Raw genomic sequence first — 14,290 nt, forward strand, 5'->3', positions numbered from 1 at the left:
ACGGGTGCTCTGCGGTTCCGTGCCGACCAGTCTTGAGGTATGACCGCAGAGCCGTACCCACTGGTGCACTGGCCGCCCGGCTGGGGGCCGGACCAATCCGACAGCTTCGTGGCTCACGAGCGCCGAATTCCCGCCCCGGCTGCCGTGATCTTCGGGCGTCTGATCGCGATAGCGGAGTGGCCGACGTGGCAGCACTCGGTGGATCGCGCCGAGTCGGCGGGTGACATCGCGGTGGGCAGCACCTTTCTGGTGGTGACCAGGCCGCACGTTCTGGACGGCATTGTTGGTGAACTCGATCCGCCGAGCAGATTCGGGTGGGTGGCCGTCGGTGACGACATCAGCTTCTACCAGACGTGGCTGCTGCTCAACGAGGCCGACGGCGGCACCCGGACGATCTTTCAGGAGGCAGCCCGGGGCCCGGCCGCGTTGCTGCGGGCGCAGGGCCGGGCGGCGTTGACCCGCGGCTGGCTGGAGGCCCTGCTGTCGCAGGTCACGAACGGAGCAGATCCTCGAACGTGGCGCTGAGCGCGTACCCGTGCGCAGTACTGCTTCTGCGTGTGGTTTCGCGTGGTCCGCACCTCCTGCTCCCGGTGGAATAGGAACCGGCGGTACGGCCGGACGAAAACGATTCGACCCGCCGACCGGTAGCCCGGCCGCCGCTCCCGCAACTACTTCAGTCCATCGAGTCGAATGGAAGACCCATACGAATTCGTGTTCCGCTGGCGCCCCATCCGCGACGCGGCGCTCAGTGCAGGCTCCGGAGAGCCGGCGTGGGCCGAGATCCCGTCCTGGTTCGTTCTCGCCGGTGCCGACCGCAACATTCCGGTCGAGGCTCAGCGCTGGATGGCCGACCGGGCCGGCGCCCGGGAGACGTGGAGATCCGCACGGCCGCACCCGCCGTCGGTGTGTCCAACCCGGGCCCGGTGGCGGACCTGATCGTTCGTGCCGCGGAAGCCCGGTGATCTGACGGCACGGCGGCAGGCCTGCCAGGTCACTGGGTCGCACCCGGTGTCGACGTCCCGATCCGGTCATCCGGATCGGGACGTCGAGCCGTACCGCAGCCGCTGGTCGGCGCCGCGGCGAAAAGCTCGCCGGCTGGCACCGGGCCTGCGGCGGCGAACCGGTCAGCCGGTCACGCAGGTGGCCGTCACGCCCGGGCCGGTGCCGGTGCCCTGGAAGCCGAAGGTGGTCGACTGCCGGCCGAGGATTCGCCCGTTGTAGCCCACGTTGGTGAACTGGACGGTCCCGCTGTTGCCGCTGGCCTGGGCGTTCCAGGTGCCGGTGATCGCGGTGCCGTTGGGCAGCGCGATGGTCACGGTCCAGCCGTTGATATCGGACTTTCCGGCGGTGACCGTCACGTTCGCGGTGAAGCCCTCGGCCCACCGGTTGACCGCCACCTCCGCGTAGCAGCCGTCACCGGCCGGTGGCGAGGTGTTCGGCGGGGTGACCGGCGGGGTGGTCGTCGGCGGGGTCGTGGTCGGGGGCGTGGTGGTCGGCGGGGTCGTGGTCGGAGGCGCGGTGGTCGGCGGGTTCGGCGCGCCGTTGGCCAGGCTGTAGGCCAGGTCGGGCTGGAACGAACCGGCGGTGTAGCGGCAGCCGTCCGCCTCCCCCGGCGGCTTCACCCAGAGGTACGCGTCGATGTTGGCGTCGCCGGTGTTGGTCGTCGGGTACATCCCGATCCGCCGGTCGGTGTTGTCGTCGCCGCACCAGTCCCCGCTGGCACCGCCGTTGCGGCTGGTGTCGATGACCTGGCGCTTGCCCGAGATGCCCATGCCGTTGAGGGCGGAGATGACCGCCCGGCCGAAGTTCGCCTCGTTCGAGGTGGAGTTGTAGTTCGACACGTTGGAGAAGAAGCCGTCGGCGTACTGCACGCCGGCCGCCCGGAGGCGGTTGGCCGTCTCGCCCGCGCTGTTCCAGGTGGAGTGGCCGGCGTCGAGGTACACCTTGGCGTTGGGGTTGGCCGACTTGATGGTCCGGGTGGCCGTGGTGAGCGCCTGGTTGCGCGCGTTGATCTCACCGCTGCTCAGGCAGGTCTGCAGGGCGAGCGAGTCGGTCTCCAGGATGATCAGGACGGTCTGGTTGCCGAGCCCGCTGGCGAAGTTGGACACCCAGGTCTGGTACTGGTTGAGGTCCGGCGCCCCACCGGCGCTGGCCCCGCCACAGTCCCGGTTGGTGATCTCGTACACCGCCAGCACCGGGATCTGCTGCGCCGCGTTGGCGGCGCCGATGAACCCGGACACCTCGGACTGCACTGTCGACGGGTTGAAGTTGGCGAACCAACGGGCCTGCGGCTGACTCGCGATCTTGTCGCGAATGACAGCGGCACGCGAGTCGCCGGGGTTGGCGGCGACCCAGCGGACGACGGCGGAACTCGGGTCGCGGTAGAGCGATCCGGACACCGTACCGGCGGAGGCGCTGCCGACGGTGAGGCAGACGCCGACGGCGGCTGCGCCCGCGACGGCCGCCATGCTGATGGCCGCCGATCTACGACGGAGCGAGGAGAAGGTAGCCACGACGTGTTGCCTCCTGACCACATAGATGTTGCCAAGTTCATGGGAGCGTTCCCATGGACGGTAGCGGAGGCGCGCGTCGCTGCCAAGACATGAAGACTTGTCGATGAGTGACGGCGCCCGGAATGCCAGGGGGCAGCGGGTCCCTGGGCCCGCGCCAGGCGACCCGCAATCGCCGACGACCACGGGCAGCACGACGCGGTGATCGCACCTACGCGTGCGATCACCGCCGGTTGCGCTGGCGGCAGGAGTCGCGTGTCCGACCGACCCTGCCGAGCGGCGCCGTCGTGTTTGCCGGTGCCGAGAGCTACGGCTGGAGGGCGTCCGCGGCAGGGGTCCAGGTCGACTCGTCCCTGACGTCGGCGACCCTGATTCCCTTGGCGATCTTCTCCAGCTCGGCCCGCGGCAGTTGGTTGCCGAGGCCCACGGCGCTGACCTGCAGAACGACCGTGCCGTCGGCGCTCCAGATGTTGCAGAAGCCGCCGCCGGCGGGGCCCTTCCGGTCGCGCCGGTCAGACCCGCTGTAGCACTTCGTGACGCCGGGTTCCGGTGCCTGGTTCGCGCTGGTGCTCGGCGTGACGAAGATGTGGAACCCGTCCCTGATGGCACCCTCGGCCGCGTCGTACGGCGCGGTCAGGCCCGAGGTGGGCGCGGCCGGCCTGGTGTACGTCGCGCCACCGAAGTCACCGGCGCGGGCCGTGGCGATGCCGCTGAGGCCGGGTAGGGCGTGCGTGCCGATCTGCAGCGGCAGGTAGCCGCCGGGCAGGTAGCCCACCGTGAACGGCACCAGGGCCGGCGTCGGCTTGCTGGGCTTCAGGCCCTCGACCAGACCGCCCAGGTCCTCGAAGCTCGGCGTGGCTTCGTCACTGGAGACCGAGGTGACCGCCGCCCAGGCGTTGTCGGCGTACTCCCAGGCGAACAGCTTGTTGCCAACCTCTGTCGGCTTCAACGGGTCGAGGCCGACCGGCAGCGTCGCCCGCACGGCCCGGTGCCCGGCCACTGTGACGTCAGTGCCGTCCTTGATGCCGGCGGGATCGAAGACACCCGGTCGGTAGACGGTCAGATAGGCCCACAGGTTCGGCTTCCCCCCGGCGGCCTTCTTCTTCTCCAACTCGGTGCCGCCACCCTGCGCCTCGGCCTCCTGCTCGGTGACGGGCCTGTCGTTCGAGCTGTGCCGGTCGGAGTAGACGGAGGCGATCTGGTAGCCGGTGGACGCGACGATCGGGTCCTGCACGTGCAGCGTGCCGGCGTCGTACCCCTGGAAGGTGAAGGTGAACGGCGTGGCGGCGGGCCACAGGGCCGGGGCGGGCGTGGCCGCCGCGCCGACCGGCGCCCTCGTGCCCGCGGTGTCCGGCCTCGGCGATCAGGTCGGCAGCGCGAACGCACCGGCGACCGCGACCAGGACGAGGCCGGCCGCACCGGCCGACGCGAACCCGGCCCGGCGACGCCGCTCGGCCCGCCGCCCCGACGCGATGATGTCGTCGGCGGTGCGGGCCATCGGCGGCTCTTCGCCCGTCACGGCGTCCACCAGATCATGCAACTGCACTGGTCCACTCCTCCATCTGCTTCCCGGTGAGGTCGATACGTTCGCCAGCGAGCGACTCCCGCAGCTTCGCCAGGCCACGGGAAACCTGACTCTTGGCCGTGCCCACCGTGCAGTCGAGGACGCCGGCGGTGTCCTCCAGGCTCAGACCCAGGTAGTGCCGGAGTACGACTGCGGCCCGCTGCCGGGCCGGCACGGCGTCGAGCGCGGCTCGCAGGCGCATCCGCTCGTCGGTCGACCCGGCCGGGTCCCGCACCACGACGTCCGGCATGGCGTCGCCGGCTGACCGTTCGCGCCGCCAGGGCCGACGGGTCTCGTCGATCGCGGCCCGGTAGACCATGGTCTTCACGTAGAGATCCGGCCGGTCCACCTTCCGCCAGCGGGGGTAGAGCTTGATCAGCGCGTTGGCCACGGCGTCCTCCGCCGTGTGCCAGTTGCCGCAGGTCACGTACGCCAACTTGCGCAGCGACGCCATCTCCGACGTCACGAACTCGCGGAACGCCTGCTCATCTTCGGCTTTCAAGTCGCCTGCCTCCCTTGTGACGGAGGTAGAACGGAGCCGCCGGCCCGAAAAGTTGCACCGCCCGGACAGGTAGTTGCCTGATCACCCTCAGCGACGCAACAGGGCGCGGCTAGCCGACAACGTCGCGGGTGCGTGCCGCGATGCGGATGGTGGTACCCGCGGGTCCGCTGTCGACGAGCAGGTAGTCGGCCATCTGCCCGACCACCCACAGCCCCATCCCTCCGCTGTCGGACAGCGGCGGTCGCTCGACGCGGGGAACGTAGTGCGCGGTGTTGAAGCCCCGCCCCTGGTCGTCACCTCACAGGTGAGCTGACCGTTCAGAAGCAGACGTACCGCGCCCTTGCCACCCCCGTGCCGAATCACGTTGATCAACAATTCGTTGACCGCCGTCACCCAGTCCTCGATCTCGTCGTGCCCGAGGCCGCACCGACGACTGACGGCCGCCACCTCGTCACGAATGCGGGCGAGGTCGGCGAGGGTGAACGACGTCGAGAACAGGGGCTTCCCGGCGGTGGGGACATGCTGGTCGCGCGGTGGGTTCGCCACTGCTTCCCTCCCCTCCCTGTCAGACGTGGAGTCCGGTGACCTCCCGCTGGTGCGACGAGGATGACCTTCGAAACGGGTTCACCGGACGATAAAGACAGCAATGTGACATGGGAAGATACCCCACCTCGAAGGCGTGACACTGTCGATCTCGCTCCTCGCATGCCGTCGATGGCGTCCCGGCGTCTAGGCTGCCTAGGTGGCCGATGCCGAGCTAGTGACAAATGAGGAGCGGCTGCGTCGTATCGAGGCGATCACCGACGCCGCCCTGTCGGCGTTGGACATGGCCGAGTTGCTCGACGAACTCCTCGAACGGGTCCGGGACCTGCTCAAGGTCGATACCGCCACCATCCTGCTGCTGGACAGCCACACCGGCGAGCTGGTCGCGACGGCGGCCAAGGGCCTGGAGGAGGAGGTGCGCCGCGGCTTCCGCGTCCGGGTCGGCCGCGGCTTCGCCGGCCGGGTGGCGGCGACCCGTGCGCCGGTCACGATCTATGACGTCACGGCGAACGACGTGGTCAATCCCGTCCTGATCACCACCGGCGTACGTGCTCTGCTCGGCGTGCCGATGCTCTCCAACGGCAACCTCGTCGGTGTGCTGCACGTCGGCTCGCTGGTCCTGCGGCGGTTCGGTCCCGATGATGTGCAGCTGTTGCAACTCGTCGCCGATCGGGCCAGCTCCGCGGGTCAGGCCCGAGCGCAGGTCCTCGACCGGCAGGCAGCGCTCGCCCTGCAACGCAGCCTGCTGCCCGGCCGGCTACCCGACATCTCCGGCCTGGACCTGGCCGCCCGCTACGTGCCCGGCCACGACCTGGGCATCGGCGGCGACTGGTACGACGTGTTCGTGTTGCCCTCGGGGTGGCTCGGCGCCGTCATCGGCGACGTCTCCGGCCACGGGCTGCCATCCGCCGTCGTGATGGGACGCATCCGCAGCGCGCTACGCGCCTACGCGCTCGATGCCGACGACCCCGCCGAGGCGCTGGCCTCCCTCGACCGCAAGATCCACCACTTCGAAGCCGGCACCCTGACCACCGCCGTCTACGCCCTCATCGCACCCGACCGCAAGACGGTCCACGTCAGCTCCGCGGGTCACCTGCCACCGCTGCTGGCCGTCCCCGGCCAACCCACCCGGCTCGTCAACCTGAAGGTGGACCGGCCACTCGGGGTGGGCCGACCAGTGGCCACCCGCCGCACCACCGTGCTCGACCTGCCGCCGGGCGCGGCGCTCGTCTTCTACACCGACGGACTGATCGAACGCCGCAGCGAACTGATCGACACGGGCATCGAGCGCCTCGCCGACGCCGTGCGGTCCGAGCCGGCCGAGGCGTTGTGTGACCGCATCATGGCCTCCACCGCGGAGGAGCACCCCAGCGACGACATCGCTCTGCTGGTCATCCGCCGCCAACCAGCAACCGATGACGCCACTCCGGCAGCTGATGCGGCGTCCGCGCGAAGCACGGATGCCGCTCCCCCGGCGAAGCTGACCGGCTGATTGGCTGACCAGCTGGCCGCCCGGCGGCCGGCTGCCGGAGACGGCCAGACCGGATCGGAGGGCGGCGCCCGAGGGTCACCGGTGTCGACGTCGTCAGCTCTGGATGGAGAACGTGGCGACGACACCGTTGTGGTCGGACCTGGTGCCGCCGACGATGTCGTAACCGGTCATCCAGATGAGCTGGTACTCCGGAAGTCGCTTCCAGAAGTAGACGTAGTCGATGTGCCGGTTGCCGTGCGTTCCGGTGCCCTGCTCGCCGTAGAGGTTGTAGTTGGAGCGCAGATTCGGCAGCTCGTTGGCCTCGAAGACCTGCCACGGGAAATTCGCGTACCCGTAGCCGCGGTCGGCGCTGAAGTCGACGTTCAGGTCACCGCTGACGATGACCTGGCCCTCGCTCTGCTTGGCGACCGCCAGGTCCTTGAGGCCCTGGAACTGCGCCTCGGCGCACCTGGTGCGCGGCAGGTCCTCGGGCCGGCCGGCGGATTCGATGCCGGCCACCGCGTGGGCGTTGATGTGGGTCACGTTGCGACCACTGGGCTTGTGCCGGTACTTGACCCAGTTGTTGTAGCGCGCGGGTGGCACCTCGCCCGGACCGTTGGTGTCACAGACGAAGACCGAACCCCTGTCGAGGACGTCGAACATGTTCTTCTTGGCGATCAGCGCCTCGCCGGCCTGGTTGGTGCCGCCCGGCGCGTACAACCACCAGCCGTTGTCGGCGGCCCAATCCTCCAGGAAAGCCTTGCGGTTGCCGACCTCGTTGAGGCCGACGAGGTCCGCCCGGGAAGCGATCAGGTCCAGGTCGTGGACGAAGTCCGCCTGGCTCAGCCCGTTGTAGATGTTCAAGGTCGCCGCCTTGAAGGCCACCGTCGCCGCGACCGCCGGCGTGCCCGGCAGCAGGGCCGCCACCAGCGCGACGGCACCCGCGAGAGCGCCCAGAGCCCGGGCCGACCAGAGCGTTGTCCTGCGCATCGACTCCCCTTCGCACGAAGCCGCCCTCGGTGGCGGCCACCGCACCCTATCGATCCGAATCGACGCGACACCGAACGACCGGGGAACAACCAGGTACGAAGCGGACCAGCAGCCGAGGCGTGGGTCAACGCGACCGAGTAGCGTGAGGGCCTGTAACCCACCCGTCCTGCCGAGCGTGGCGGACCGGCGTCGAGCGACTGGCGTGGGTCCCGGCAGGTCCGTACAACGGTCCGCGACGCGCGGGCCGCCATCCGCGCACCCACCCTCGGAATCGACTGCTGCGGCGGGTGCGCCGGTCACGGAGGACCTGGCGCGATGACCCAGCCGTCGACAAACCCCGCTCTTCCGACGGACGCCACAGCCGCGCTCGCCGAACTCGCCCGCATCAAGCTCGGCGACGCCGATCTCGACGACGTGCTCCGGCGGGTGGCCGAACTGACCAAGCGGGTGCTGCCCATCGACGTGGAGGTGTCCGTCACGCTGGTGCGCGGCGGCGCCGGGCACACCACTGCGTCCACCGACGGGGACCTGGCCCGCGACATGGACGAGCGCCAGTACGCCCAGGGGCGCGGGCCCTGCCTGGACGCCTCGAACAGCGGCGACGTGATGTCCGTGCCCGACCTCGCCGCCGAGGAGCGGTGGCCGGACTGGGCCGAGGGCGGGGTGAAGGCCGGGCTGGGCAGCTCGGTGTCGATCGGCCTGCCGATCCAGGACGCGGTCGTCGGTGCGCTGAACGTCTACGCCCGCGGCCCGCACGCCTTCGACGACGGCACGATCACCGTGCTGCGGACCTTCGCCGCGTACGCCGCCGTGGCCCTGGCCAACGCCCACCTTTACGACAGCACCGCCACCCTCGCCCGGCAGATGCAGGACGCGATGGCCACCCGCGCGGTCATCGAGCAGGCCAAGGGCATGATCATGGCGCAGCGTCGGTGCAGCCCCAACGAAGCCTTCAGCATCCTCGCGAAGGTGTCCCAGGACTCCAACCGCAAGGTCCGCGACGTGGCCCAGGCCCTCGTCGACCAGGCCGTTAGGACGCCCAGAGCCTGACGGGACACCATCGCTCCCGCACCGGGCGGGTGTGGTGACGGTGGTCTGCTCGCTGCTCGCCCCGAACCGGGCGGGTCGGGTCGGCGGTCAGCTGGCCGGCCCACCCGTCACCTGGGGCCCGGAGCGACCGGCTCCGGACCCCGTCTCGTCCGGCTAAGGACTGGTGCAGGTGACGTTGCTGGGTGCGGTCGCGCCGTTGCCGGTGGCGGTGAACCCGAAGGTGGCCGACGCGTTCGGGCCGATCGCGCCGTTGTAGGCGGCGTTCCGGACGGTGACGCTGCCGGTCGTGCCCGTGTTGGTGCCGCTCCAGAGGCTGCTGATGGCCTGACCACTGGCCAGGGTCAGGCCCACGGTCCAGCCGTTGAGTGCCGAGGTGGTGTTGTTGGCCACTGTCACCTCGGCCTGGTAGCCGCCGGGCCAGGTGTTGAGCGTCCGGTAGGTGGCGACGCAGGTGCCCGGTTCGCCGGTGGTCGGGGGCGTCGTCGACTCGAACTGGCTGAAGAACCGCCAGATCTCACCCGAGGTCCAGGTCCGGGAGTCGTTGGGGCTGCCGGACCCGTCGACCGGGCTGGGGGTGTGGTCACCGTCGAACGCCGCCCACTGGACCGGGTAACCGGCTCGGCAACCCGAGTAGGCGGTGGTGATGTGGGTGAGACTGCCCCGGCTCGGTTCGCGCGGGCTCTGCGCGGTGCAACCGTTGTTCCGGACGAACGTGTCGCGCAGTTGCCGACCCTGGGAGATGTTCAGCACGCTGTCGTAGATGCCGTGAATGCCGAAGTAGGCGACGGGCTGGGTGCCGCCGTTGCATCCGCTGAGGTTGGCGCCGGAGAGCACGGTGACCGCGCGGATGATGGTGGGCCGGGCGCAGGCCACCGCGTAGCTCATCGCGCCGCCGTAGCTCCAGCCCAGGGCGAAGCGCTGGGTGGTGTCCACGCAGAGGTCGTTCTCGACCTGCTGGCGGATGTCGTCGAAGAGGGTCAGGTCCCGGCCGTTGGTGTTGGCCCAGCCGGCGTTGAGGCCCTGTGGCGCGACGAAGATGGTGCTGTTGTTCGACAGCGGTTGCAGCCCGTAGTAACCGGCCGAGGTGACGTTGTTGGCCGAGCCGTTCAACCAGTGGAAGCCGAAGATCAGTCGGTACGGGCGGTTGCGGTCGTACCCGTCCGGAATCCGGAGGTTGTAGGTACGGCTCTGCCCGCTGCTCTGGATCGTGCGCGTCCCGCTGGTCAGCGTGGGGGCCTTGCCACAGCCGGCGGTCGCCGCGAGGGTGCCGTTGGTCGCGGCCGCCGCCGGGGCGCCGAAGCCGCCGCTCAGCGCGCCGCCGGTGGTGGCCGCGAGGATGAGCGCCGCGGCCGCGATGGATGGGAGGAGATAGCTGCGTTTCAGCATTGGGTGGGCTCCTTGCCGTAGGGCTGTGCCGGCCGGCGACCGACTGTGGTCGCCGGCATCGACGGGGTGCCCGGACGGGTCACGACCTGGGGATCGGCGGAAGGGGGCGTGCGGCGGCACGTCTTCGCCGACCTGCTGAGGTGACCGGGAGTGTGCCCTGCACTCCCGGTCGAAAGATAGCATGTTATCGATAACAAGCCGAGTCGTTCCGGCCGCTGGACGTCACCGCCCAAGCGGTCTGGCGGCCCACTCGGCGGCCACCTGCCGCGGGTCACCGGTCCGGAAGATCGGCGGTTCGTGCAGCAGGAAATCGCGGTGGCTGATGTTCCAGGCGTACGCGCCGGCCATGTCGAAGGCCAGCACATCACCCACGCCGATCGGCCCGGCGGTGGCCGAGCGGGACAGCACGTCCTTCGGGGTGCAGAGTTGCCCGACCACGGTGACCGGCCCGCCGTCGGTGCGGGGACCGTGGGCGCCGCGCCGCCGGTGCACGGTGAACGGCTGCTGGTGCCCCTTCGCCACCGGGGTCCGCAGGTGGTGGGTGCCGCCGGCCACCACCGCGAACCACTCGCCGTAGGAGCGCTTCACGTCCACGACCTCGGTGAGGTAGGCCCCGCAGTAGACGGTGACCGACCGGCCCGGCTCGACGCGCAGCCGAACCCCCGGGTACGTGTCGAGGACGTCCGCCAGCGCCCGGCCGTAGCCCACCCAGTCGAATCGGGCCGCCGGGTCGGTGTAGTCGACGGCCATGCCGCCGCCGACGTCGACCTCGTCGGCACCGAACTCGGCCACCGCCCAGCGGACCACGGCGGCGGCGACCGTGGCGGCGAGCGGTGCGTCCAGCCCGCTGGCCAGGTGGGCGTGGATTCCGCGTACGTCGATGCCGGCCGGCGGACGGCGGGCGGCGGCGATCGCGTCGGCCGCGTCCATCCCGAACGGGCTGGGTCCGCCCCCCATGACCAGGCTCGCGCCCGGCGCGTCGACAGGCAGGTTCACCCGCAGCAACACCTGGGCCGACCGGCCGGCGGCGGTCGCCAGCGCGCCGAGTCGGGCCAGCTCGGCGGGCGACTCGACGTGGATGCGGCGCACCCCGGCGGCGAGGGCGGCGGCGAGATCGGCGTCGGTCTTGCCCGGCCCGGCGTACGCGGCCGGCTCCCGTGCTGGCAGTACCTCGGCCAGCCTGCGCAGCTCGCCCCGGCTCGCGGCCTCGAACCCGTCGACGATCGGGGCGAGGGTCCGCAGCACGCCGGGATCCGGGTTGGCCTTGACCGCGTACAGCAGCTCGACCGGCGGGGGCAGCGCCGCCCGGATGGCTCGGGTGTGCGCGGCCAGCGCGTCGAGGTCGTGGACGTAGACCGGTCGGGTCACCGTGGACCGCCCATCGGGTTGGGAACCGGTACGAAGGGTGCCGCCCGGTCCGCGTCGCGCCGCCACCGGACCAGCAGGTTCGCCTTGGCCTCGAACGGCTCTCCGCGCACCAGCGCGCGTAGCTCCGGCGGGTCGTCGAGGTCGGCGGCCAACCCCTCGACGACGGCTCGCACCTCCCGCCACAGCCGTCGTTCGATCCCCGGGCGCGCGTCGGCGAGGGCGCCGCTGATGCCGGCCAGGTGATTGACGAAGAGACAGTAGACGACCCGCTGGCGGGCGGCCCGGGGACCGTAGCGGACCTGCACCGGAACCCCGTCCGGCCAGCTGACCCACCGGTCGGCGGCCAGCTTCACCCCCTCCAGGTCGCGCAGCAGCATGCGCACCGGGCGGCGGTCGCGGTCGAGCACCACCACCACGTTCTGCAGGTGCGCCTCGTGCACGACGCCGTGACTCAGCCAGCAGCGCAGCACCGCCGGCACCAGCAGCCCGACGTACGCCCGCCACCAGGCCACCGGGTCCGGGGTGACCAGCGGCGCGGCGGCCAGCGCCGCCGCCAGCAGCGGGGTGTCGCCGGGACGCAGGTGTGGGCGCAGGCCGGTGCGCAGGATCGTCCCGTACGCCTCGTCCGGGCCGGGGACGTCCACGGTGCGGTAGGCGGGCTCGGCGAGCAGCCCCACCCCGTCCGGCATCGGCACCCGGGCCAGCAGGTCGGTCAGGGCCACCGCGCCGGTGAGTTCGTAGCGGGCGTTCTTGCGCAGGCAGTTGGTGATCCGCACGTGCAGGCTGGTCTTGACGAACAGGTCGGCCGCGGGGGCGTACAGGGTGCGGACGCTCGCCGTCGGTCGCACCGGCACACCGGCCTCCCCCAGGTCGCGCAGCCGGGGGTGGGACGGCGGGAGCAGCGACAGCTGCCAGGGATGCACGGGCAGCACGCGGTGCCCGGGCGGCGGGCGTGGCGGGTCGAGGGCGGCCGCCAGCGGATCGAACGGCCCGGCGTCAGCGACCAGGTCGTCCGGTACGGCGAGCCAGCGCAACCGGAACGACGTGCGCAGCTCCGGCGCGTACGCCCGCCAGCTGGCCGGGTCACCGCTGCGCCACTTCGGGGTGGGGTGGTGCGGGTGGCCGAGGACCAGTGACTGCTCGGAGTCGACGTACGCGTCGATGGCGGGTTCGCCGGTGGGGGTGGGATCCGCCGCCGGCCGGTCGGCCAGCAACCGGGCCACGGTGTCCCGACTGGCAGTGACCTGATTGACGAACTCGTCGTTCGCCAGCCCGGTGCCGGCGGCGAGCTCCGCCGCGACCAACCCGGCCAGCGCGTCCGCGTCCAGGTCCGCCCACCGCCCGCCGCCGGTCAGCCGCTGCACCGGGCCGGTGTAGCGGTGCGCGCCGAGCGGCGAGGCTCGGGTGACGCGGCAGCGCACTGTGGTGTCGAGGTGCCGGAGCAGGAGACGCACCGCACCGTCGACGACCGTCGGGGTCTCCTCCGGTGCGGCCAGCTCGCGCAGCAGGCAACCGAAGACGGCGTGCGCGGCGGCCAGGTCGGCGAGCTGGTCGGTGGCCGGCCGGGCACGCGACCGCACGCTCGTCATCGTGTCTCCCGCAGGTAGTTCGGGCCGGTACGCAGGTAGTACTTGTTGATGTCGGTGCAGCCCAGCCGCTGTTTGGGCAGCAGGGTGCCGGCGGTGACCATCGCCTTGACGGGCAGCCGGGTGGCCGCCAGCACCCGCTCGGTGAACAGCCGCGCCACCGGTCCGTCGCCCCACCTGTCCCGGGCGGCGGCGAGCCGAGGGGTGAGCGCCTCGGCCGGGGACGGCACGTCCAGCCCTCGGGCGGCCAGCGCGAGCAGGGGGGCGGCGGCGGCCAGGTGCAGGGTGATGGTGACGAACACGTCGGCCAGCTCCTGCGGATCGCGCGCCCACATCCGGTCGTCGTCCAGGACGAGCCCGTCCGGGCCACCGTGCCGCGCGTCGAGACGGGCGCCGTCGTTGTCCTTGTAGAGCAGGCCGACCGCGCCGTCCGGGTGCGCCAGCAGGTGGATGTTCTGTGGGTGCGCCTCCAGGGCTATCCCGTGGCGCAGCCAGAGGAAGACGTGCCAGTCGAGCAGCAGATCCAGATAGGACCCGAGCAGCGCCACCGGCCGGTGCGGGCTGACCCGTTCGAGAACCGTGCGCGCCGCCGGGTCGGCCGCGGCGAGGGCGGCGACCGGCACCACGTGGATCCCGGCCAGGTCGGCCGGGTATCGCCGGAGCAGGACGCTGCGCCGCTCGTCGCCGTCGACGTGCGCCCAGGTGCTCTCGTCGACGTGCCGGACCCGACCGGCGAAGGCGGGTTCCGTGTCGGCGATCCGGTCGAGCAACCCGGCGACGGCCGCGCCGTCGGCGATCGAACCCGGCCGCAGCGTGCGCCGGTTGCGCGCGCCGAGGCTCGCGGTGGGCAGTGGCAGCTTCAGATGCAGGTACGGGTCGTCGTCGAGCGCCACCGTCCGCATGGAGAGAGTGGGCCGGACGGTGATCGCTGGCAGGTCCGTGACCGGCAGCGCGTGGCGGGCCGCGGTGATCGGATGCGCCGGCAGCAGCAGTTGGTCGGGGCGGGGTGCGGGCGGCCACCACGGCGGGAGTTCACCCGCGCGCCGGACGTCCCGGGTGGGCGTGACATACCACCGCAGCGCGAAGCGGGGCGCGTGCTCCGGGGCGTACCGGAGCAGTTCGTCGTCGCTGAGACCGTGCCGGCACCGGTCGGTCGGGTAGACCGGGTGGCCGTGGTGGGCGGCGAGCACGTCGTCCAGGACGGCCGCCGGCAGACCCGTCGGCGTACTCGCCCGGCCGGCTGCCACCTCGGCGAACGCCAGCGGTCGCTGCCGGGCCGCGAGCCGCCGGGCCCGGAGGTCGGCGCGGCACTCGACGCCG

At 71.6% G+C, this 14,290-nt stretch carries 13 protein-coding genes and 1 pseudogene; 4 read left to right on the forward strand and 10 right to left on the reverse strand.

Translation table 11 applies throughout. The annotated features are described in order from the left end of the window. The first annotated feature begins 39 nt into the window (after positions 1–39). Together JM949_RS08165 and JM949_RS08170 are read left to right on the forward strand one after the other, a co-directional pair. Entirely contained in the window at positions 40–525 is a 486-nt protein-coding gene (locus JM949_RS08165; RefSeq protein ID WP_203147828.1) for an SRPBCC family protein, read from the forward strand. 165 nt (positions 526–690) lie between these two features. After that, complete coding sequence (locus JM949_RS08170; protein WP_203147829.1) at positions 691–936, forward strand: hypothetical protein; 246 nt, start codon at positions 691–693, stop codon at positions 934–936. 188 nt (positions 937–1,124) lie between these two features. Here the strand turns inward: JM949_RS08170 and JM949_RS08175 are convergent, their stop codons facing one another. The 5 genes and pseudogenes from JM949_RS08175 to JM949_RS39615 form a co-directional block, all read right to left on the reverse strand. Next, positions 1,125–2,468 carry a glycoside hydrolase family 6 protein gene (locus JM949_RS08175; RefSeq protein ID WP_203147839.1) on the reverse strand — a complete coding sequence of 448 codons (1,344 nt, stop codon included), beginning with the start codon at positions 2,466–2,468 and terminating at the stop codon, positions 1,125–1,127. Between the two features lie 349 nt (positions 2,469–2,817). Continuing rightward, positions 2,818–3,744 carry a hypothetical protein gene (locus JM949_RS08180; protein WP_238432779.1) on the reverse strand — a complete coding sequence of 309 codons (927 nt, stop codon included), beginning with the start codon at positions 3,742–3,744 and terminating at the stop codon, positions 2,818–2,820. Between the two features lie 129 nt (positions 3,745–3,873). Next, the gene (locus JM949_RS36665; protein WP_238432780.1) at positions 3,874–4,056 is read right to left on the reverse strand and encodes a hypothetical protein; all 183 of its coding nucleotides are present in this window, start codon (positions 4,054–4,056) and stop codon (positions 3,874–3,876) included. Then, positions 4,043–4,576, reverse strand: coding sequence for a SigE family RNA polymerase sigma factor (locus JM949_RS08185; RefSeq protein ID WP_203147830.1), 534 nt, complete (start codon positions 4,574–4,576; stop codon positions 4,043–4,045). The genes JM949_RS36665 and JM949_RS08185 overlap by 14 nt, the downstream gene beginning before the upstream one ends. 258 nt (positions 4,577–4,834) lie before the next feature. Beyond that, positions 4,835–5,122 (reverse strand): annotated as a pseudogene (locus JM949_RS39615) (ATP-binding protein); the annotation flags it as partial. 196 nt (positions 5,123–5,318) lie between these two features. Between JM949_RS39615 and JM949_RS08195 the strand changes: the two are divergent. Next, complete coding sequence (locus tag JM949_RS08195) at positions 5,319–6,611, forward strand: PP2C family protein-serine/threonine phosphatase (protein ID WP_203147832.1); 1,293 nt, start codon at positions 5,319–5,321, stop codon at positions 6,609–6,611. 93 nt (positions 6,612–6,704) lie between these two features. Here JM949_RS08195 and JM949_RS08200 read toward each other — a convergent pair whose 3' ends face one another. Next, entirely contained in the window at positions 6,705–7,580 is an 876-nt protein-coding gene (locus JM949_RS08200; protein WP_203147833.1) for an endonuclease/exonuclease/phosphatase family protein, read from the reverse strand. A gap of 315 nt (positions 7,581–7,895) precedes the next feature. Here JM949_RS08200 and JM949_RS08205 point away from each other — a divergent pair, with 315 nt between their 5' ends. Beyond that, positions 7,896–8,630, forward strand: a complete 735-nt coding sequence (locus JM949_RS08205) for a GAF and ANTAR domain-containing protein (protein ID WP_203147834.1) — start codon at positions 7,896–7,898, stop codon at positions 8,628–8,630. Positions 8,631–8,783: 153 nt separating this feature from the next. On the opposite strand, the gene JM949_RS08210 is transcribed toward JM949_RS08205, so the two are convergent. The 4 genes from JM949_RS08210 to JM949_RS08225 form a co-directional block, all read right to left on the reverse strand. Continuing rightward, positions 8,784–10,016 (reverse strand): cellulose binding domain-containing protein, encoded by a 1,233-nt coding sequence (locus JM949_RS08210; protein WP_203147835.1) that lies wholly within the window; start codon positions 10,014–10,016, stop codon positions 8,784–8,786. Positions 10,017–10,238: 222 nt separating this feature from the next. Beyond that, a complete protein-coding gene (locus tag JM949_RS08215) occupies positions 10,239–11,384 on the reverse strand; it encodes an alanine racemase (RefSeq protein ID WP_203147836.1) in 1,146 nt (381 codons plus the stop codon). Next, entirely contained in the window at positions 11,381–12,973 is a 1,593-nt protein-coding gene (locus tag JM949_RS08220; protein WP_203147837.1) for an IucA/IucC family protein, read from the reverse strand. Before JM949_RS08220 ends, JM949_RS08215 begins: the two co-directional genes overlap by 4 nt. Next, positions 12,970–14,290, reverse strand: a 1,321-nt coding sequence (locus tag JM949_RS08225) for an IucA/IucC family siderophore biosynthesis protein (RefSeq protein WP_203147838.1), incomplete at its 5' end; no start/stop codon positions are given. The genes JM949_RS08220 and JM949_RS08225, both read right to left, overlap by 4 nt.

It is taken from the genome of Micromonospora tarensis, from assembly GCF_016803395.1.
GTDB classification, from domain to species: Bacteria; Actinomycetota; Actinomycetes; order Mycobacteriales; family Micromonosporaceae; genus Micromonospora; species Micromonospora tarensis.